At 71.5% G+C, this 20,129-nt stretch carries 20 protein-coding genes and 1 tRNA gene; 7 read left to right on the top strand and 14 right to left on the bottom strand.

All coding sequences use genetic code 11. The annotated features are described in order from the left end of the window. Window positions 1–12 precede the first annotated feature (12 nt). Window positions 13–624: a putative glycolipid-binding domain-containing protein gene (locus ABIE38_RS09390; RefSeq protein WP_354055665.1), complete on the top strand. Its 612-nt coding sequence runs from the start codon at window positions 13–15 to the stop codon at window positions 622–624. Here ABIE38_RS09390 and ABIE38_RS09395 read toward each other — a convergent pair. Next, window positions 608–1,546 (bottom strand): prephenate dehydrogenase, encoded by a 939-nt coding sequence (locus ABIE38_RS09395; RefSeq protein ID WP_354055667.1) that lies wholly within the window; start codon window positions 1,544–1,546, stop codon window positions 608–610. The two genes, ABIE38_RS09390 and ABIE38_RS09395, sit on opposite strands and share 17 nt — an antisense overlap. Before the next feature lie 45 nt (window positions 1,547–1,591). On the opposite strand from ABIE38_RS09395, the gene ABIE38_RS09400 reads away from it, so the two are divergent. The 4 genes from ABIE38_RS09400 (at window position 1,592) to ABIE38_RS09415 (ending at window position 3,148) form a co-directional block, all read left to right on the top strand. Beyond that, entirely contained in the window at window positions 1,592–2,116 is a 525-nt protein-coding gene (locus ABIE38_RS09400) for a tRNA adenosine deaminase-associated protein (RefSeq protein WP_354055669.1), read from the top strand. A gap of 42 nt (window positions 2,117–2,158) precedes the next feature. Then, window positions 2,159–2,629 (top strand): nucleoside deaminase, encoded by a 471-nt coding sequence (locus tag ABIE38_RS09405; RefSeq protein ID WP_354055671.1) that lies wholly within the window; start codon window positions 2,159–2,161, stop codon window positions 2,627–2,629. 162 nt (window positions 2,630–2,791) lie between these two features. Further along, window positions 2,792–2,998 (top strand): CsbD family protein, encoded by a 207-nt coding sequence (locus ABIE38_RS09410; RefSeq protein WP_354055673.1) that lies wholly within the window; start codon window positions 2,792–2,794, stop codon window positions 2,996–2,998. 59 nt (window positions 2,999–3,057) lie between these two features. Beyond that, window positions 3,058–3,148, top strand: a tRNA-Ser gene (locus ABIE38_RS09415). 57 nt (window positions 3,149–3,205) lie between these two features. Here the strand turns inward: ABIE38_RS09415 and ABIE38_RS09420 are convergent. Further along, window positions 3,206–3,820: a TetR/AcrR family transcriptional regulator gene (locus tag ABIE38_RS09420; RefSeq protein ID WP_354055675.1), complete on the bottom strand. Its 615-nt coding sequence runs from the start codon at window positions 3,818–3,820 to the stop codon at window positions 3,206–3,208. A 98-nt stretch (window positions 3,821–3,918) separates the two neighbouring features. Between ABIE38_RS09420 and tgt the strand changes: the two genes are divergently transcribed. Then, on the top strand, window positions 3,919–5,199 hold the full coding sequence (tgt, locus tag ABIE38_RS09425; protein WP_354055677.1) for a tRNA guanosine(34) transglycosylase Tgt: 1,281 nt from the start codon (window positions 3,919–3,921) through the stop codon (window positions 5,197–5,199). Between the two features lie 54 nt (window positions 5,200–5,253). Here tgt and ABIE38_RS09430 read toward each other — a convergent pair whose 3' ends face one another. The 3 genes from ABIE38_RS09430 to gluQRS all read right to left on the bottom strand — a co-directional run bounded on the left by ABIE38_RS09430 (window position 5,254) and on the right by gluQRS (window position 7,604). Next, window positions 5,254–5,628, bottom strand: coding sequence for a CHY zinc finger protein (locus ABIE38_RS09430; protein ID WP_354055679.1), 375 nt, complete (start codon window positions 5,626–5,628; stop codon window positions 5,254–5,256). Next, window positions 5,625–6,566, bottom strand: coding sequence for a queuosine precursor transporter (locus ABIE38_RS09435; RefSeq protein ID WP_354055681.1), 942 nt, complete (start codon window positions 6,564–6,566; stop codon window positions 5,625–5,627). The genes ABIE38_RS09430 and ABIE38_RS09435 overlap by 4 nt, the downstream gene beginning before the upstream one ends. 114 nt (window positions 6,567–6,680) lie before the next feature. Next, window positions 6,681–7,604, bottom strand: coding sequence for a tRNA glutamyl-Q(34) synthetase GluQRS (gene gluQRS, locus ABIE38_RS09440; protein WP_354055683.1), 924 nt, complete (start codon window positions 7,602–7,604; stop codon window positions 6,681–6,683). Between the two features lie 117 nt (window positions 7,605–7,721). Between gluQRS and ABIE38_RS09445 the strand changes: the two genes are divergently transcribed. After that, on the top strand, window positions 7,722–8,075 hold the full coding sequence (locus ABIE38_RS09445; protein ID WP_354055685.1) for a 4a-hydroxytetrahydrobiopterin dehydratase: 354 nt from the start codon (window positions 7,722–7,724) through the stop codon (window positions 8,073–8,075). Window positions 8,076–8,157: 82 nt separating this feature from the next. Here the strand turns inward: ABIE38_RS09445 and nuoN are convergent, their stop codons facing one another. Genes nuoN through nuoF form a run of 9 tightly spaced genes read right to left on the bottom strand, consistent with a single transcriptional unit; the run spans window position 8,158 to window position 20,129 of the window. Further along, window positions 8,158–9,708, bottom strand: coding sequence for an NADH-quinone oxidoreductase subunit NuoN (nuoN, locus tag ABIE38_RS09450; protein WP_354055687.1), 1,551 nt, complete (start codon window positions 9,706–9,708; stop codon window positions 8,158–8,160). After that, complete coding sequence (locus tag ABIE38_RS09455) at window positions 9,705–11,270, bottom strand: NADH-quinone oxidoreductase subunit M (protein ID WP_354055689.1); 1,566 nt, start codon at window positions 11,268–11,270, stop codon at window positions 9,705–9,707. Before ABIE38_RS09455 ends, nuoN begins: the two co-directional genes overlap by 4 nt. After that, a complete protein-coding gene (nuoL, locus tag ABIE38_RS09460; RefSeq protein ID WP_354055691.1) occupies window positions 11,267–13,183 on the bottom strand; it encodes an NADH-quinone oxidoreductase subunit L in 1,917 nt (638 codons plus the stop codon). Before nuoL ends, ABIE38_RS09455 begins: the two co-directional genes overlap by 4 nt. Before the next feature lie 10 nt (window positions 13,184–13,193). Further along, window positions 13,194–13,493, bottom strand: a complete 300-nt coding sequence (gene nuoK / locus ABIE38_RS09465) for an NADH-quinone oxidoreductase subunit NuoK (RefSeq protein WP_095717142.1) — start codon at window positions 13,491–13,493, stop codon at window positions 13,194–13,196. Next, window positions 13,490–14,242: an NADH-quinone oxidoreductase subunit J gene (locus ABIE38_RS09470; protein ID WP_354055693.1), complete on the bottom strand. Its 753-nt coding sequence runs from the start codon at window positions 14,240–14,242 to the stop codon at window positions 13,490–13,492. The genes nuoK and ABIE38_RS09470 overlap by 4 nt, the downstream gene beginning before the upstream one ends. Further along, complete coding sequence (nuoI, locus tag ABIE38_RS09475; RefSeq protein WP_354055695.1) at window positions 14,242–14,865, bottom strand: NADH-quinone oxidoreductase subunit NuoI; 624 nt, start codon at window positions 14,863–14,865, stop codon at window positions 14,242–14,244. Before nuoI ends, ABIE38_RS09470 begins: the two co-directional genes overlap by 1 nt. Beyond that, complete coding sequence (nuoH, locus tag ABIE38_RS09480) at window positions 14,858–16,243, bottom strand: NADH-quinone oxidoreductase subunit NuoH (protein WP_502914756.1); 1,386 nt, start codon at window positions 16,241–16,243, stop codon at window positions 14,858–14,860. The genes nuoI and nuoH overlap by 8 nt, the downstream gene beginning before the upstream one ends. Next, on the bottom strand, window positions 16,240–18,786 hold the full coding sequence (locus ABIE38_RS09485) for an NADH-quinone oxidoreductase subunit G (RefSeq protein ID WP_354055697.1): 2,547 nt from the start codon (window positions 18,784–18,786) through the stop codon (window positions 16,240–16,242). The genes nuoH and ABIE38_RS09485 overlap by 4 nt, the downstream gene beginning before the upstream one ends. Continuing rightward, entirely contained in the window at window positions 18,783–20,129 is a 1,347-nt protein-coding gene (gene nuoF / locus ABIE38_RS09490; RefSeq protein WP_354055699.1) for an NADH-quinone oxidoreductase subunit NuoF, read from the bottom strand. Before nuoF ends, ABIE38_RS09485 begins: the two co-directional genes overlap by 4 nt.

The following is a 20,129-nucleotide window of genomic DNA, read 5'->3' on the forward strand; positions in this document are numbered from 1 at the left end:
ACCGTAGGAGGGGTGAACGCTTCCCAGTCGCCCTCGCCGCAGGTCGAAGCGCCTCGCGCCTCGGCTCCCCGCATGTACACGTGGATCTCCGAGACGGGCAGGGTGATCGAGCAGGTACGGCTGGTCCGGAAGGGCGATTCCTCCCGCGCCCGGGGCCGGATCGTGTCCGCCGCGCACCCCGACCACCAGGCGTTCACGCTGGAGTACCAGGTCGAGATCGGATCGGACCTGGCCCCTCACCGGGTGCAGCTGACCGTCTCCACCGAGGAATACGAGCGCACCATCGACCTGGTCCGCGACGCCGAGGGATCCTGGCTGCTGGACGACCCCTCCGACACCCGCTCCCGCGTGGGCGGCGACGGGGTGGTCGACGTGGACGTGACGTTCAGCGTGTTCTTCGCCAGCGTCATCAGCCGACGGCTCGGACTGCACTCGCAGCCGGGTTCGGTCGAGCAGCGGGTGCTCTCGGTGGACTCCCTGACGCTCGACGTCACCGAGGACTCGGTCACCTTCTCCAGTGACGACGAGAAGGTCCACGGGATCACGGCCACCGCGGCCACGAGCGCGACCGTCGACTCCGACGGGTTCATCCTCGACGTCACCGGGCTCAGCCGGCGGGTCTGACCTCCAGCCCGGCGGCCCCGGCGGCGCGGAGGTCCGCGAGCCAGCCCGGTGCGCCCGGGGTCACCGACACGGCCGTGCCCGCGCGCCCCGCCTGCGCCTCCTCGTAGGCCCGGCGCGCGCGGTGTCCCTCGTCGACGAGCGCCCCGAGCGCACCCTCGCCGGCCAGCGAGTCGCGGGCGGCCGTGAGATCCGCCAGGCACTCATCGAGGACGGTCAGCAGCGCGTCCCGGTTCGGTTCGCAGATCGCCCGCACGAGGTCGGGCGCGGTGCCCGCCACGCGGGTGCCGTCGCGGAACGACCCCGCGGCGAGGGCCAGGGCGAGGTCTCCGCCCCGGGCCCCGGCCGAGGCCAGTGCCTCGGCCACCACGTGGCCCAGGTGGGAGATCCTGGCCACGGCCGCGTCGTGGTCGGCGGAGGTGGACGAGACCACCCGGGCGCCACAGTCCACCGCCATCCGGGCCACACGGGACCAGGTGTCGGGATCGGCGTCGTCGTCCGCGGCCACGAGCCAGGTCGCACCGCGGAAGAGGCCCGGGTCGGTGGCCGCCCAGCCGGAGTCCGCCGTCCCCGCCATGGGGTGGCCGCCCACGAACCGCGCGCCCAGCCCCCGTTCGCGCACCGCGGCCAGGACCGGCCCCTTGACGCTCACCACGTCGGTCAGCGCGGCCCCGGGTGCGTGCTCGGCCACCGCGTCGAGGACCGCGCCGAGGGCGGGCAGGGGGACACCGATGACGACGAGGGCGTCCGTCCGCGCGGCCCGGCGGAGCGTGTCGGCCAGATCCGTCGAGACGTGGAAACCGGCCGCCGTCGCCGCCTCCGCGCCGGGGGTCGAGCGGTTCCATCCGAACGCCCGATCCGGGCCCAGGACCCGCAGCAGCGAACCGCCGATCAGGCCCACTCCGAGCACGCACACGTCCGTCACCGCCGCCACCTGACAAGGTTCTCACAGCAGACTACGGTTGGGCCCATGGCCAGCACCTCCGACCGAAACACCCGCGACAGCGACAGCACCGACGACGCCGTCACCGGTTCCGCTCTCGGGGTGTTGCAGGCGGGCGGTTCATGGCAGATCACCAGACTCGATGACACCGCGCTCACCAGTCTCGACGACGCGGCGCGGCAGGTCCGCTCCCTGCGCACCGAGGGGGCGTCGTTCGGCCTCGTCGACGTCGATCACGAGTTCTTCGTGATCCTGCGTCCCGGCCCGTCCGGGATGCGCCTCATGCTCTCCGATGCGACCGCGTCCCTCGACTACGACCTCGCGGCCGACGTGCTCGACGAGCTCAACGTGGACCTCCCGGACGAGGATCTCGAGGACGCCGACCCCTGGGGCGAGGGGGACATGGCGATCCTCGAGGACGTGGGGTTGCCACCGGGGGTGCTGGAGATCATCGTGTCCGAGACCGACCTCTACGCCGACGAGCAGCTGCAATCGCTCGCCGAGCGGATGGGGTTCGGTGAGGAGCTCGAGCGGCACCTACCCGACTCGTGAGGCGGTCGTGCTCGTGAGGCCGTCATGCCTGTGACGTCGCCCATGTCACCGACGTCGCCCCGATCCGCGGACGAGCGGCTGGTACGGCGGGCCCTAACGGTCGCCGGCGACACCCCCGACGGTGATGTACCGGTCGGCGCGCTCGTGGTGGGCCCGGACGGTCGGGAACTGGCCGCCGCCACCAACCGGCGCGAGGCCGACGGCGACCCCTTCGCCCACGCCGAGATACTGGCCCTGCGCGAGGCGGCCCGGGTGCTGGGCGACGGGTGGCGCCTGCAGGACTGCACCCTCGTCGTGACTCTCGAGCCGTGCACGATGTGCGCGGGCGCCGCGGTCGCGGCGCGCGTGGGCCGGATCGTCTTCGGCGCGTGGGAACCCCGGACCGGGGCCTGCGGGTCGCTCTGGGACGTGGTCCGCGACCGCAGGCTCGTCCACCGCCCCGAGGTCCGGGGCGGGGTGCTCGAGACCGAGTGCGCGGCGCTGCTGGAACAGTTCTTCCGCGCCCGGCGGTAGCGGCGCTCCCGTCCGGCGCTCCCGCCCGGTGTTTCCGTCAGGTGTTCCCGTACGGCGGTGACGGGATCGTGACCGCGGTCCGGTGGAGGCCCGGCGCACATCTCCGTACGGTGGATGAGGAGAGGCGCCGGGCACCGGCGCCGCGATCGAGAGGAGCACCACATGGGTGTGGGAGACAAGTTCTCGAACAAGGCCGAGGAGCTCGGGGGCCGCGCCAAGGAGTCGGCGGGCGCCGCATCGGGCGACCGCGACCTCCAGGCCGAGGGCCAGGCGGACCAGGGCAAGGCCGGCATCAAGCAGGGCGCCGAGAAGCTCAAGGACAAGGCCAACGAGGCCGCGAGCAAGCTCACCGGCAACGACAAGGCCTGATTCGCCCCGGCGAACAGGCGATTTCCGCCTGCGGCCGCTCGTGAAGTAGCCTGATCGGCGGTGGCGTGTCCGAGCGGCCGAAGGTGCAGCACTCGAAATGCTGTGTTGGGTAACCCCCAACCGTGGGTTCAAATCCCACCGCCACCGCCACGGGAGGGTCCCGGAACTCATCGGAGTTCCGGGACCCTCCTCATTTCGGGACACATCTCATCGAGCGTCGTCACCCGGGAAGACGTCGGCGACGAAGTCCGGCAGGGCGGCGACCGCCCGGAGCGTGGTGATCGCGGAATCGATCACGGTCTCCTGGGGCAGCCCGGACTCCTCGCCCAGTAGCGCCAACTCCTCGACGCCGGCCAACCAGGCGCGGGTGAGCACCAGGGCCATCGGGCCGGGCCGGGAAAGCCCGATGCTGTGGAGGATGCGCAGGCTGATGGTGCGGTGCATCCCGTCCACGACCTGCTCGAGGACCGGGTCCACGGACCTGCCCGACCGCAGGACCGCCACGTAGTTGTCGCGGCGCCGCTGGATGTAGCGCACCAGTGCGGTGATGATCGCCCGGGTCCGGTCCTCCGCGCTGGCCCCCTCCGGCACCTCGGTGAGCGACAGGACGTGTTCCGCGGCCGCGTTGACCACCGCCGTGAGGTAGTTCAGTTTGGTGGGGAAGTAGTGGAAGAGCAGGCTGCGCGAGACCCCGGCCCGCTCGGCCACGTCATCCATCGACAGTGCGTGGAACGGCACCGTCTCGAGGAGCCTCACCCCCAGGACCACCAGTTGGTCGCGGCGCTCGTGCCGGGAGAGCCGTCGGCCACTCGTACCGGGCATCGCTCACCTCGTCGTCGTCGTCGATTCCTGCCGTCGTCGATTCCCCCCATCGTAGGGCCAGGGCCGGCCCCCCGGATCGTCGTGCCACGATGGGACCCATGTCGGATCACACGCCCCCCACCCCACGCGCGACCACCTTCGACGTGGGGACCCGGATGGTCCTCGAGGGCACCGCGGGGGGCCGCACCGGCGTCATCCACACCCCGCACGGTGACATCGCCACCCCGGCGTTCGTGCCCGTCGGCACCAAGGCGACCGTCAAGACCCTGACACCGGAGCAGGTCCGCTCGACCGGCGCGCAGGCCGTCCTGGCCAATGCCTACCACCTCTACCTGCAGCCCGGCCACGACGTGGTGGACGCCGCCGGCGGGCTGGGTGAGTTCATGCGCTGGTCCGGGCCCACCTACACCGATTCCGGCGGCTTCCAGGTGATGAGCCTCGGGGTGGGCTTCAAGAAGGTGATCGAGATGTCGGCGGGCGCGGGCAAGGCCCCGGACGACTCCGCGACCAACAAGGGCCAGGGGAGGCTCGCGAAGGTCGACGAGGACGGCGTCACCTTCACCTCGCACCTCGACGGCTCGCCGCACCGCTTCTCCCCGGAGGTGTCGATGCGGATCCAGCACGGACTGGGGGCCGACATCCTGTTCGCCTTCGACGAGCTCACCACGCTCATGAACACCCGCGAGTACCAGGAGAGGTCGGTCGAGCGCACGCGTCGCTGGGCGCAGCGGTGCCTCGACGAGCACGAGCGCCTGTCGGTGGAGCGCGGGCACCGGCCCGGCCAGTCACTGTGGGGCGTGGTCCAGGGCGCGCAGTTCGAGGACCTGCGGCGGCAGGCCGTCCGCGGGCTCGTCGAGATGAGCGACCGCGCCGAGGAACAGGGGCGGCGCGGGTTCGGCGGCTACGGCATCGGCGGGGCGCTGGAGAAGGAGAACCTCGGCACCATCGTGGGTTGGTGCACAGAGGAACTGCCCGAGGACCGGCCGCGCCACCTTCTGGGGATCAGCGAGCCCGACGACATCTTCACGGCCGTGGAGAACGGTGCCGACACCTTCGACTGTGTCGCGCCCACCCGGCTCGCCCGCCACGGCGGGATCTACACACTCGACGGCCGGGTCAACGTCACCCGGGCCCAGTTCCGGCACGACCACAGCGCGCTCGACCCCGAGGGGCCGTCCGAGGTCTCGCGGGAGTACAGCCGCGCTTACCTCCATCACCTGTTCAAGGCCAAGGAGTTCCTCGGTTCGACCCTGCTCACGCTGCACAACCTCGCCTTTGTGGTGCGGCTGGTCGACGAGGTGCGCGCCGCGATGGACGCCGGGCCCGAGGCTTACCTGGCGTACAAGTCCGAGTTCCTGGGGCGGTACTACTCGACGTAGCAGGAGTGCCGACGCGGGGGCAGCCGTGGGCGCGGACCCCGGCGGAACTCCGGGTCAGCCGTCGAAGTAGATCGAGTGATGCAGCGAGCAGCTCGGGTTGAACGGCGCCCCGCAGGCCGGGCACCCGTCTGTCTCCAGGTACTCAGCGATCGACAGCGTGGTCCGGCAGACGCCACAGAGGATGGCCGGGGCGTCGAACTCGGCCCGCGGCCACGCCGAGACCGCGTGGTCGGCGGCCTCGGCGTGGCAACGGAAGCACGGGTAGAACTCCCGGCAACAGTGGAAACGGATCGCCACCACGTCCAGGGGCCCGCCGTAGTGGACGCAGCGGGTCTGGTCGTCGACGGTGGCGCCGAGCACGCGCAGCGATGGCCCGCCCGCGTCGCCCGCGCGGCCCGGGTCTCCCGCACGCTCGTCGTGGGAGGTCATGCCCTCGAGTCTGCCAGGGGCGATCCGGCCTCGGTCGACCCGGCCAGGGCGGTCTGATAGCTGGGCTCGCGCTTCTTGATCCACGCGATCACGACGTACGTCACCGGCAGCAGGACCGCCTCGACGAGGGTCTTCCACACGAACCCGATCACCACGTAGTTCCAGTAGTCACCCGACCCGAGCACCATCCCCAGGGCGGGTGCGGCGATGGTGCAGAAGACGATGGTGTCCGCGAGCTGCCCCACCACGGTCGAGCCGAGCAGTCTGGCCCACAGAGTCTTCTCCCCGGTGCGGCGCTTCATCCACACCAGGACGTAGCTGTTGAGCAGCTCGCCCACCACGTAGCCGGCCAGACCGGCCAGGAAGAACTGCGGGATCACGCCGGCCACAGCCTCGAACGCGTCCTGGTTCTCGTAGAACGGGGCCGGCGGCAGATGGACGGTGAACGTGAAGCTCAGCGCGGCCAGCGCCAGGACGGCGAAGCCGGAGAGGACGACCCGGCGCATCGCCTTGAAGCCGTACACCTCGCTGATCACGTCGCCCAGCACGTACGCCAGCGGGAAGAGCAGGAAGGCGCCGTCGGTGACGAGCCCGTCGAGGCTGAGGAACCCGAGCTCGAAGCTCAGGTCGGGGAAGAGCAGGACGCCCTTGGTGCCGGTGACGTTGCTGATGAGCATGACGCCCACGAACAGGGCGATCAGGTAGCCGTAGTACGGGCTGGCGACGGTGGCGAAGACCGCGCGGTCGGTCCCGCTGCGGTCGGTCGGGGTCGGGGTCGGGTTCGCGGTAGTGGTCTCGCTGCCGAGGTCGGCGCCCGAGCGGGGACCGGAGGTGGTCGGGTCGGAGGAGTCCCGGGTGCTGCGCGCCGGCTCGGGAGTGGTCCCGTCCGGCCGCCCAGGCCCCCGAGGATCAGGGTTCTGCTGCGATGAAGTGGTCACGGGCGTCGATTATCCGCGCAGACGCGCCCGACCGGCGAATCCACCGACCCCCCCGACCCCGATCGCCCGGATCTCGAGGGGCCGGGGCTGGGGGCGGGGCTCGAGGGGCGAGGGTCAGGCGACGACCCAGGGGCCGGACCGCAGCGACCCGGGAGTGACCACCCCGCGCAGCGCGTCGATCGAGTCCGCGCCGGACGGTCCACCGAGAGACGCCACGATCCGGGCGACGGCCGCCCTCGTCGTCGTCCCTTCCCGCGCCAGGTCGGCCAGGGTAACCGCCCCGTCCCGCTTGGCCAGGCGCTCGCCGGCGGCGTTGACCGCCAGCGGAACGTGGACGTACTCCGGCCGGCGCAGGCCGAGGAGATCGGCCAGATATGCCTGGCGGGGGGTGGACGGCAGGAGGTCCTCGCCGCGCACGACCTGGTCGACGCCCTGGTCGGCATCGTCGACGACGACGGCGAGGTTATACGCCCACACGCCGTCACCGCGTCGCAGCACCACATCGTCCACAACGCCTGTATAGGGGCCGTGGGCCAGGTCGTCGACGGTGAGCTCGGGGATGCCGGCGCGCAACCGCAGGGCGGGCACGCGACCAGGGCCGAGTGCCTCTCGGCGGGTTGCCCGCTCGGCCTCGGTCAGGTTCCGGCAGGTTCCGGGGTACGCGCCGGGCGGGGAGTGGGGGGCACGCGGCGCCTCGGCGATCTCGCGGCGCGAGCAGTAGCACTCGTAGACCAGTCCGCGGTTGGTGAGGCGGCCGGCGGCGGCGGCGTAGGCCGCCCCTCGCTCGGATTCCCACATGATCTCGCCATCCCAGTCGATCCCGATCGACGCCAGGTCCTCGAGCTGCCGCTCGGCCATGCCGGGGCGGGCGCGCGCGGTGTCGAGGTCGTCGACGCGCATGCGGAACGCGCGACCCGAATCCCGGGCCAGCACCCATGCGACCACCGCGGTGCGCAGGTTGCCCAGGTGCAGGTCGCCCGACGGGCTGGGGGCGTACCGGCCGGCGCCGCGGGGAGGCTTGCTGGCGGGGGAGTCCACGTTCTCAGGGTAGGCCGCGCGCCCGGGGAGGTCGGAGGTGGCGGACCTGCCTGGTGCTGCGTCGAGCCGGCGCGCCGCAGAATGCCGGGCACGGCGAGAGGTGCCAGACTGGACGACATGAGCGCAGACGCCGAGAACGCACGCCCCGACGCCGACGACCGGGCCCGCCTTACCGAGGAGCAGATCGCCGAAGGTCTGGCAGACCTGCCGGGCTGGGCATACTCCGAGGGATCGCTGACCTACACCGCGGTGTGCGAGACCCCGCAGGCCGCGATCAATCTGGTCGCCGCGATCGGGCAGGCCGCCAATTCGCAGGATCACCACCCCGACCTGCTGTGGAGCTACGACGAGGTGACCCTGGACCTGCGGAGCCACGACGTCGACGGCGTGACCCGGCGGGATCTCCGGCTGGCCCGGTCGGTCTCGGCGTTGTCCGGGGAGTTCGACGCCACCCCGCTGGGCATGGACTGACCTACCCCATCGAGAAGAGCGTTCCGCACACTTGCTCTCGGCAGATGCGGGCGGAACGCTCTTCTCGATGAGGACTGAAGGCTCACCAGGCGAACGTCGAGGCGGCCTCTGCCAGATCGAGGAGCGGCTGCGGGGCGATCCCCAACGCCAGGGTGAGCACCGTGGCGGCCGCGACCACGGCCAGCGTCACCGGCTGGCGGGCGAAAGCGACGTCCGGTTCGTCGCCGTCGCCGTCGCCGTCGCGGAAGAACATCACCACGATCACGCGCACGTAGAACGACGCCGCGATCGCGCTGGTGAGCACGCCGATCACCACCAGGGTCACCGCGCCCCCGGCCACGGCCGCCGAGAAGACGGCGAACTTGGCGATGAACCCGCTTGTCAGCGGAATTCCCGCCAGGGCCAGCAACAGCACGGCGAACGCGCCCGCCACCAGCGGCTGACGCCGACCGAGTCCGGCCCAGGCCCGCAGGTCGTTGATCTCGGCACCGTCGGCGTCGCGGACCAGCCCGGCCACCGCGAACACGCCCACCGTGCTGACGGCGTACGCCGCGAGGTAGAACAGCATCGCTATCGCCCCGGCGGCCTGGACCGCGATCACCCCGGTGAGCAGGAACCCGGCGTGGGCGATGGAGGAGTAGGCCAGTAGCCGCTTGACGTCGTTCTGCGCGACGCCCACGATCGTCCCGACGATCATCGTCAGCGCCGCGATCACCCACAGCACGGGCGCCCAGTCCGCCTCGAGCCCGGGCACCGCGGTGTGGAAGAACCGCAGGATCGCGCCGAACGCGGCGACCTTGGTGCCGGCGGCCATGAACGCGGTGATCGCGGTGGGCGCGCCCTGGTAGACGTCGGGCGTCCAGGTGTGGAACGGCACGGCGCCGACCTTGAACAGCAGGCCCACCGACATCATGGCCACGCCGATGAGGATCAGCGAGCTGGCGCCCTCGGCCTCCACGACGCCGGCGATCCCACGGAAGTCCACGGTCCCGGCGTAGCCGTACACCAGCGCGACGCCGTAGACGAAGAACGCCGAGGAGAACGCGCCCAGGAGGAAGTACTTGACCGCGGCCTCCTGCGAGAGCAGCCGTCGGCGCCGGGCCATCCCGCACAGCACGTACAGCGGCAGGGAGAGCACCTCAAGCGCGATGAACAGCGTGATCAGGTCGTTCGCCGCGGGGAACAGCATGAGGCCGCCCGTGGCGAACAGCGCGAGCGGGAAGACCTCGGTCTGGGTGAATCCGGCGCGTTCGGCCTCGCGTTCGCCCGAGCCGCCGGGGGCGACGGCGGCCTGTGGAGCGAAGCCCGCGAGCACCTTCCTGCGGGAGGCGGACGGGATGACGGTGCGTTCGCCGATCAGCACCCCGGCCCCGATGGCCACCACCACCGTGAGGCCCTGCAGGAAAAGCGCGGGGCCGTCGACCGCGACCGCACCCTCGGCCGTGACGATCCGGGTCCCGGCCAGGAGGACCACCGAGACGAGCGCGGCGGCCAGACCGATGAGGTAGACGGCCATCTGTGTGGCATAGCGGCGCCGCGCGGGGACGAACGCCTCCACCAGCACGCTGACGATCCCCGCGCCGAACACCACGAGCAGCGGCGCGAGCGATCCGTACGCGATGTCCGGGGTCATCGGGTTCCTCCCACCAGTGCGACGGTGTGGGCGACCGCCGGTTCGATCACGTCCAACGCGGGCTGCGGGTAGAAGCCCAGCACGATCAGCGCCACCACCAGCGGGATCACCACCACGAGTTCCCGGACGTCGAGATCCGGTGTCCGGGCGAGTCCGGGTGCCGGGGGTCCGCCCATCACGCGCTGGTAGGTCCACAGGATGTAGATCGCCGCCAGGACGAACGTGCTCGTGGCGAGCACGGCGGCCACCGGGTACGGACCGAAGGTCCCGACGAACACCAGGAACTCGCTGACGAACGGGGCCAACCCGGGCAGCGAGAGGGTGGCCAGGCCGGCGATGAGGAACGTCCCGGCCATGACGGGCGCGACCTGCTGCACGCCGCCGTAGTAGCCGATCTCCCGGATGCGGTGCCGGCGCACCAGGAACCCGGCCACCAGGAACAGCGCGGCGGTGGCGACGCCGTGGTTGACCATGTAGAGCGCCGACCCGGCCGCGGACTGCTCCGTCCGGGCGAAGATCCCCAGGACGATGAACCCGAAATGCGAGATGGAGGCGTAGGCGATCAACCGGAGCAGGTCGGTCTGGGCGATGGCCATCACGCCGCCGTAGACGATGCTGATCACCGCCAGCGTGACGAGCACCGGCGCCGCCGTGGCCGCGGCGTCCGGGAACAGCGGCAGGCTGTAGCGCAGCATCGCGAACGTGCCGACCTTGTCCACGACCGCCATCATCAGCACCGCGGAGGCGGGGGTCGCGGCCACGGCCGCGCCGGGCAGCCAGGTGTGGAACGGCCACAGCGGCGCCTTGATCGCGAAGGCCAGGGTGAAGGCCGCGAACATCAGCAGCGCCACGCCGGTCGGGATCTCGAGCCGGCCGTCCGCCACGGCCGCGGTGATGAGGCGGTGGTCGAACGTCCCCGCCCCGATCGATCCGCCGTCCGTCCGAGCAGCCCCCAGCCCTGCGCGGGCGGTGAGCACGTACAGGCCGATCACCGCGACGAGCATGACCAGCCCACCGAGGAGGTTGTAGATGAGGAACCGCACGGCCGCCGCCGCCCGGTCGGCTCCGCTGGAATCGCTGCGGCCGAATCCGCCGATGAGGAAGTACAGCGGGATGAGCATGGCCTCGAACGCGACGTAGAACAGCAGCACGTCCAGGCTGGTGAACGCCACCAGCGCCAATCCCTGCGTGGCCAGCATGAGCGCCGGATACGCCTGCGCGCGGCGACTGTCGGACGCGGCGACGTCGTGCCACCCGGCCAGCAGGAGCAGCGGCATGAGGGCGGCCGTGAGCAGGACCAGCACCAGCGCGATCCCGTCGAGCCCGAGCGTGTAGGAGGCGCCGAAGGCGGGGATCCACGGGCGGGACTCGACGAACTGGTGGGTCTCGCCGCCGGGGTCGAACCCCACCGCGAGCGCGACCGCCACTGCCAGCACGACGAGCGAGGTGGCCAGGGCGAGGGGCCTGGCCGCGCGTCGCGCGCCGGAGGGCAGGACGACGACGACGAGGGCGCCGATCAGGGGCGTGAGCCACAGCGCGGAGAGCAGACCGAGCCCGTTCACAGCACACCTCCGGCCGACATGGCGGCGATGATCAGGGCCGCGCCGAGGAGCATGTACAGCGCGTAGGAGCGGGTGAGTCCGGATTGCAGGAGTCGGCCGCGGGCGGACAGGAGCCCGATCGCCGCCGCGACACCGCCCGTCGCGCCGCCCACGACCCTGCGGTCGACCACCGCGGTGCCCGCGACCAGGGCCTGACCCGGCCGCATCAGCACACCCTCGTTGACGGCGTCGGCGTACAGGTCGCGGCGGGCGGCGCGGGTGAGCGCGGAGACCTCTGAGGGCGCCTGCTCCGGGATGTCGGCGCGGCCGTACCGTCGCACCGCGACCGCGATCCCGGCGGCCACGACCACCAGCGAGGCGGTGGTGACCAGCCACACCGGTAGCACGTGCTCGGCGTGATGCTCGCCCACGACCGGGGCCAGCCAGCCCTCCAGCCGTCCGCCGATCGCGAGCAGGGCCCCGGAGATCACGGACCCCACCGCGATGAGGATCATCGGCGCCGTCATGGACACCGGAGACTCGTGGGGATGGGCTCCCTCCCGCCATCGCTGCCGGCCGAAGAAGGTCAGGATCATCACGCGCGTCATGTAGAAGGCCGTCAGTCCGGCTCCGAGCAGCGCCACCGCGCCGAGCAGGTATCCGGCCGCTCCGCCGCCGCCCACGTCGAACGCCGCGGAGATGATGCCCTCCTTGGAGTAGAAGCCGGAGAACGGTGGGACGCCGATGATCGCGAGGTAGCCGAGTCCGAAGGTGACAAAGGTGACCGGCATGACCGCGCGCAGGGCGCCGTAGCGGCGCATGTCGACCTCGTCGTCCATCCCGTGCATCACCGAGCCCGCGCCGAGGAAGAGCCCGGCCTTGAAGAAGCCGTGGGTGAGCAGGTGCATGATCGCCAGTGCGTATCCGGCGGGGCCGAACCCGGCGGCCATGACCATGTATCCCACCTGGCTCATGGTGGAGGCGGCGAGCACCTTCTTGATGTCGTCCTTGGCGCAGCCGATCACGGCGCCGAACAGCAGCGTCACCGCGCCGACGGCGATCACCGCGGTCCGCGCCGCCGGGGCCGCGTCGAAGATCGGGTTGGCCCGGGTGATCAGGTAGACGCCGGCGGTGACCATGGTGGCCGCGTGGATCAGCGCCGAGACCGGGGTGGGGCCCTCCATGGCATCCCCGAGCCACGACTGCAGCGGCACCTGGGCGGACTTGGCGCAGGCGCCCAGGAGCAACAGCAGGCCGAGCGCGGTGACCAGGCCGGAGCCGACCCCGGGCGCGGCACCGTCAGCACCGTCGACGGCGGCGAAGACCCCGTCGAAGGACAGGGTGCCCAGCTGCGTGACCATCACCATCAGGGCCACGGCGAGCCCGATGTCCCCGACTCGGTTGACCAGGAACGCCTTCTTGGCCGCCGTGGCCGCGGACGGCTTGTGCTGCCAGAACCCGATGAGCAGGTAGGAGACCAGGCCCACGCCCTCCCACCCCAGGTAGAGCACCAGGAAGTCATCCGCCATCACCAGCAGCAGCATCGCGGCCAGGAACAGGTTGAGGTAGGCGAAGAACTTGCGTCGCGCCGGGTCGGCGGCCATGTACCCGGTCGAGTACACGTGGATGAGCAGGCCGACGCCGGTGATCAGCAGCACGAACACCATGGAGAGCTGGTCCAGTCGCAGGCCCATGTCCACGTGGAGGTCGCCCACCGAGATCCAGGTGAACAGCGTCTGTTGCAGGGTCCGGTCGGCGGCCCCGCGGCCGGCCATGGCGGCGAACTGCCAGGCGGCCGCGCAGAACGCGGCCAGTGCGGTGGCGCATCCCAGCACGTGCCCCCACGGGTCACTGCGGCGGCCCAGGATCAGCAGGAGGGCGGCGCCGAGCAGCGGCAGGCCGGGGATCAGCCACAACGTCACATCAGGAGTCATCCGCGCGTCCTCAATACCTGAGCAGACTGGCGTCGTCGATCGAGGCCGATCGGCGGGAACGGTAGATGGCCATGATGATCGCCAGGCCGATCACGACCTCGGCCGCGGCCACCACCATGACGAAGAACGCGAACACGTGACCGCCCACGTCGCCGTGCATCCGGGCGAACGTCACCAGGGCCAGGTTGGTGGCGTTGAGCATGAGCTCGATGCACATGAACACCACGATCGCGTTGCGCCGCAGCAGGAACCCGGCCGCACCGATGGTGAACAGCACGGCCGAGAGGTAGAGGTAGTTCTCCGGGTTCACGGTCGTCCCCCCTCGCCGGACTCCAGCTCCCCGCCGCCGCCGTGCCGGCGCAGTACCTCGCTCACCGAGTCGGTGGAGTCCGAGCCGTCGGGCAGCCGTGCCGGCATGTCGGCGGAGTTGCGACGCGCGTAGACGCCGGGGCTGGGCAGGGGCGTCACGCGGGCGTGGCCGTCGTGCTGCCAGTCCAGGAAGCGTTGCTCGGACATCTCGCGCTGGGTCCGGCGTCCGGAGAACCGCTCGCGATGCGCCAGCACCATGGCGCCCAGGGTCGCGATGATCAGCAACACGCCGGTGAGCTCGAACGCCCACACGTGGCGGGTGAACAGCAGCTCGGCCAGTGCGGGCACGTCGTTGTGGTCGGCGTCGAAGCCGGTGAAGGGGGGCAGCTCCGCGCGGGCGAGGCCGGTCGCCAGGAGGACCCCGAAGCCGAGCCCGGCGACGATCGCGGCCACGCGGTGTCCGCGGATCCGCTCCACCAGGGACTCCGAGGACTCCACGCCGATGAGCATCACCACGAACAGGAACAGCATCATCACTGCGCCGGTGTAGACGACGATCTGGCCGACGCCCAGGAACACGGCACCTTGCGCCATGTACAGCACGGCCAGGGCGACCATCGTCATGGCCAGGCACAGGGCGGAGTAGACCGCCTTCTTGGCGGAGACCACCCCGAGTGCGCCGACGACGACGACGACCGCCAGCACCCAGAACAGGACCGACTCGCCGGTGGACACCGGTGCCCCGGCCATCAGGACCCGTCCCCGTGTGCGGGCGCGCCCTGGGTCGTCGGGGCAGCCTCGCCCGGCGCCGCCCCGTGGGGTGAGCTCTGCGCCGCCCCGTGGGATGCGTGCTGCGCGGCCCGGAGGACGTCGCCGCGGTAGTAGTCGGCGTGCGTCGTGCCCGGGGCCATGTCGTGGGGGGCGGGGACCATCCCGTCGAGCATCGGCCCCAGCAGGTCCTGCTTCTCGTAGATGAGTCCGGCCCGGTCGTCGCCGACCATCTCGTACTCGTTGGTCATGGTCAGCGCGCGGGTCGGGCAGGCCTCCACACAGAGCCCGCACCCGATGCAGCGCAGGTAGTTGATCTGGTAGATCCGCCCGTAGCGCTCGCCCGGGGAGTAGCGCTCCTCCTCGGTGTTGTCGGCGCCCTCCACGAAGATCGCGTCCGCCGGGCAGGCCCACGCGCACAGCTCGCAGCCGATGCACTTCTCGAGGCCGTCGGCGTAGCGGTTGAGCTGGTGGCGGCCGTGGTAGCGGGGAGCGGTGGGGACCTTCTCCTCCGGGTACTGCTCGGTGTGCTTCTTGCGGAACATCGTCGCGAACGTGACACCGAACCCGGCGATCGGTTCGAGGATCCTCGGAACCCTAGGCATTGCGGGCCTCCTCCGATGAGGTGCGCAGGGGCGTTGCGCTGCGCTGGGACAACGCGTCTTTCTGGGACAACGCGGTGCGCTGGTGGGGCAGCGGTGGGACGGGGAACCCGCCCGCGACCGGGTCGAAGGGCGCCGGGTGGAGGGCGTCCGCGGCGGACCGAGCAGAACCGGCGGGCCCCCCGGACCCGGCCGGCCCACCGGAACGGGGAGCGGCGGCGCCAACGCGGTGGGGGCGGGTGCCGATCCGGGAGCGGAGGGCCACCACGATCACGACCGCGGCGATCACGCCGGCGGTCACCAGCGCGATGGTCAGACCGTCGTAACCGGCGTTCGAGAACGCCCGGATGCTCGCCACGGCCATCACCCAGGCCAGGGAGACGGGGATGAGCACCTTCCAGCCGAAACCCATGAACTGGTCGTAGCGCAGCCTCGGCAGGGTGGCGCGCAACCAGATGAACAGGAACATGAAGCCCCACACCTTGATCACGAACCACAGCAGCGCCCACCACCCGGAGTCCGCGCCGTCGATCAGGGAGAACGGCAGCGGGGCCTGCCAGCCGCCGAGGAACAGGGTGGCCGCCAGGGCCGAGACCGTGGTCATGTTGACGTACTCGGCCAACATGAACATGGCGAACCGCAGCGACGAGTACTCGGTGTGGAACCCCCCGACCAGTTCGCCCTCGGCCTCGGGGAGGTCGAAGGGCGCCCGGTTGGTCTCGCCGACCATGGAGATCACGTAGATGAGGAACGAGGGCGCCAGGAGGAACACGAACCAGACCTCGGACTGGGCGGCGACGATCCCCGAGGTCGACATGGTTCCGGCGAACAGGAACACACCCACGAAGGACAGTGCCATCGCGATCTCGTAGCTGATCACCTGCGCCGTGGACCGCAGCCCGCCGAGCAGGGGATAGGTGGAGCCGGAGGACCACCCTGCCAGCACGATGCCGTACACGCCGATCGACGTGACGGCCAGGATGTAGAGCACCCCCACGTTCAGGTCGGTGAGCTGCAGCGGCGTCCGGTGTCCGAAGATCGAGACCTCGGGGCCGAAGGGGATCACGGCGAACGCCATGAACGCCGGGATCACCGCGATGACCGGGGCCAACAGGAAGATGGGCTTGTCCACCCCGGCGGGGATCAGTCCCTCCTTGAGGGCGATCTTGACGCCGTCGGCGAGGCTCTGCAGCATGCCCAGCGGGCCGACCCGGTTGGGCCCCACCCGCATCTGCATCCAGGCGATGACCTTGCGCTCGAGGTAGATCGCCGCGAGCACCGTCACCACGAGGAACACGAAGACCGCGAGCACCTTGAGCAGCACCAGCCACCACGGGTCGATGCCGAAGGCGGACAGGTCCGAGTAGCCGACCGAGGTCACGAGGCCACCTCCCCGGCGCCGATCCGGACGACGTCCCCCGCGGCCGCGGCGAGCGTGGCGTTGACGGTCGACCCGGGTGAGTTCTGCGGCAGCCACACCACGCGATCGGGCATCCCGGTGACCGCGCAGGGCAGGGTGATCGATCCGCTCTCGGTGGAGACTGTCACCGGTTCGCCGTCCGCGACGCCGGCCTCGAGGGCGGTGGCCGCGGAGAGCCTGGCCACGGGGGTCCGGGCCGTCCCGGCCAGGTGCGGTTCGCCGTCCTGCATCCGTCCCGAGTCGAGCAGCATCCGCCAGGTGGCCAGGACGGCGTGCCCGGCGGCGAGTTCGGAGTTCCGCTCCCGGCTCGGGGGAGCCGACCTCGTCGTCGTCGTGGTGGTCGACGGCGCCGTCGTGGCCTGTCCCTCGTCGGCCGCCGGCCGCGACCCCAGGGTCTCGCCCACGGCGGCCAGTTCCCGGCGAACGGACTCGACGTCGGTGAGGCCGAACCAGGCGCCCATCTCCTCGGCGAGGGCGTTCAGGACCCGGTGGTCGGGGAGGGCGTCACCACCGGTCAACGCGGCGGCGAAGGGTCGCTCGCGGCCCTCCCAGGTGAGGAAGGTGCCGGCTTTCTCGGCCACGGGTGCGACCGGCAGGACCACGTCGGCGCGGTCGCTGATCTCGCTCCGGCGCAGCTCGATGCTTACCACGAACCCCGCGGCGTCGATCGCGGCGAGGGCCGCGCGGGGGTCGGGCAGGTCCGCGGCCTCGACCCCGCCCACCAGCAGCGCGGTCAGGTCCCCCGAGGCGACCGCGCGGAGCTGGTCGTCGGTGGACCGGCCGGGTGAGTCGGGCAGCGGCTCCGAGCGCCACAGGTCGGCCAGCGCGCGGCGGGCACCCTCATCGGTGACGGGCCGGCCTCCGGGCAGCAGGCCGGGCAGGCAGCCCGCCTCGAGGGATCCCCGCTCGCCGGCCCGACGCGGGACCCACGCCAGGCGCGCCCCGGTGGCCTCGGCGAGTGCTTCCGCCGCCGGCAGCCCCCCGGGGACCGCCCCCAGTCGCTCGCCCACCAGGATGACGGCGCCGGGAGCGCGCAGGAGTTCGGCCAGGTCGGCCAGCTCGGGCCCGTTCGAGCCCGCCACCCGGGCCAACGCGGCGAGGACCCCGGGCTCGTCACCCGGCACCGTCGGCACGAGCGTGGCGCCGGTCTTGCGCACCGACGGCGTCGCGAACGGGGCCACCGAGAAGACCCGCACCCCGAGGTCGCGCGCGGCCCTGCGCAGGCGGAGGAAGACGATCGGCGACTCCTCCTCGGGGTCGAAGCCCACGAGCACGACCACCGGGGCGGTCTCGAGATCGGCGTAGGTGACCGCCCCGGCCCCACCCGGGCTGCGGCCGACCACCTGCCGGGCGAGGAACTCCGCCTCCTCGGAGGACTGATGGCGCGCACGGAAGTCGATGTCGTCAGTCCGCAGGACTGCTCGGGCGAACTTGGCGTAGGCGTACGCGTCCTCCCGGGTCAGTCGCCCACCGGTCAGGACGCCCGTGCGACCGCGTGCGGCGGACAGCCCCGCGGCGGCCGTGGCGAGCGCGGTGCTCCACGGGACCGGCACCAGGCCCCCGTCCCGGCCACGGATCATCGGCGTGGTGAGGCGGTCGGGCTGCCTGGCGTAGGCGAAGGCCCACCGGCCCTTGTCGCAGTTCCACTCCTCGTTGACGTCAGGGTCGTCACCGGCCAGCCTGCGCAGGACCTTCCCGCGGCGGTGGTCCGTCCGCTGCCCACAGCCGCTGGCACAGTGCTCGCAGACGCCGGGGCTCGAGACCAGGTCGAACGGGCGTGCCCGGAAGCGGTACGCGGCACCGGTGAGCGCTCCGACGGGGCAGATCTGGACGGTGTTTCCGGAGAAGTACGACTCGAAGGGCTCGTCCCCGTAGACCCCCACCTGCTGCTGGGAGCCCCGTTCCATCAGGTCGATGAACGGATCGCCCGCGATCTGGTCCGAGAACCGGGTGCACCGCGCGCACATCACGCACCGCTCGCGGTCGAGCAGGACCTGCGACGAGATCGCGATGGGCTTGGGGAACGTGCGCTTGACCTCGGTGAACCGGGAGTGGCCGTGGCCGCTGGACAGTGCCTGGTTCTGGAGTGGGCACTCTCCCCCCTTGTCGCAGACGGGGCAGTCCAGCGGGTGGTTGATCAGCAGGAGCTCCATGACCCCGCGTTGGGCCTTGTCCGCGATCTCGGAGGTGAACTGGGTGCGCACCACCATGTCCTCGGTGACCGGGGTGGTGCAGGAGGTCACCGGTTTGGGGGCGCCCTCCACCTCCACGATGCACTGGCGGCACGCGCCGGCAGGCTCGAGCAGCGGGTGGTCGCAGAACCGCGGGACCTGCACCCCGAGGCGTTCGGCGGCGCGGATCACGAGCGTGCCGGCGGGCACGGAGACCCGGCGACCGTCCACGGTGAGGGTGACCAGGTCCTCGTCCCCGCCGGGCGTCAGGTCGGCCACGGTGTCGTCGGCGCGCGGGGTGATCTTGTTGGGCACGGGGTCACCGGTGGTCATCGGGCCACCTCCTCGGTCCGGGCGAAGACGGTCGAGCGGCTGTGGTCGAAGGGGCAGCCGCCCGGGATGTGGGCCAGGTACTCGTCCCGGAAGAGCGCGATGGACGACATGATGGGAGCGCCGGCGGCGTCGCCGAGTGCGCAGAACGACTTGCCGACGATGTTGTCCGAGATGTCGAGCAGCCGGTCCAGGTCGCTCTCGGTCGCGGTGCCGTCCTCGAGCCTGCGCATGATCTGCACCAACCAGAACGTGCCCTCGCGGCAGGGTGTGCACTTGCCGCAGGACTCGTGGGCGTAGAACTCCGACCAGCGCAGCACGGCCCGCACCACGCAGGTCGTGTCGTCGAAGATCTGCAGCGCCTTGGTGCCGAGCATGGAGCCCTCGGCCGCACATCCCTCGTAGTCCAGCGGCATGTCCAGCTGGGCGTCGGTGAGGATCGGGGTGGAGGAACCACCGGGGGTCCAGAACTTGAGGGTGTGCCCCTCCCGGATACCGCCGGCGTGATCCAGCAGTTCACGCAGGGTGATCCCGAGCGGCGCCTCGTACTGCCCGGGCCGGGTCACGTGGCCGGACAGCGAGTACAGCGTGAAGCCGGGGGACTTCTCCGAGCCCATCGAGCGGAACCACTCGGGCCCGTGCTGGAGGATCGACGGGACGCTCGCGATGGACTCGACGTTGTTGACGACGGTGGGACAGGCGTAGAGGCCGGCGACGGCCGGGAACGGGGGACGGAGCCGGGGCTGACCTCGACGCCCCTCGAGGGAATCGAGGAGTGCGGTCTCCTCACCACAGATGTAGGCGCCGGCGCCCGCGTGGACCACGATGTCCAGGTCGAACCCGCTGCCCAGGATGTCGCGGCCCAGGAACCCGGCCTCGTAGGCCTCGGCGACCGCGGTCTGCAGGCGCCTCAGCACCGGTACCACTTCGCCACGCAGGTAGATGAACGCGTGGGAGGCGCGGATGGCGTACGCCGCGATCGCCATCCCCTCGATCAGGACGTGCGGCGTGGCCAGCATGAGGGGCATGTCCTTGCAGGTGCCCGGCTCGGACTCGTCGGCGTTGACCACCAGGTAGTGGGGCTTGGCGGCGGGGTCGGAGGCGTCGGGGTCCTCGGGGGAATCGGGGCCATGGGCCTGCGGGATGAAGCCCCATTTGCGGCCGGTGGGGAAGCCCGCCCCGCCCCGGCCGCGCAGACCCGCGTCGAGGACGGTGGAGATGACCTCGTCCGGGCCGGTGGCCAGGGCGCGTCGCAGGCCCACGTAGCCGTCGTTGGCCAGGTAGGTCTCGAGCGTCCAGCTCTCCGGGGCGTCCCAGTAACGGCTGAGGTACGGCGCGAGCGGCAT

It is taken from the genome of Dietzia sp. 2505 (assembly GCF_040546785.1).
Lineage (GTDB): Bacteria > Actinomycetota > Actinomycetes > Mycobacteriales > Mycobacteriaceae > Dietzia.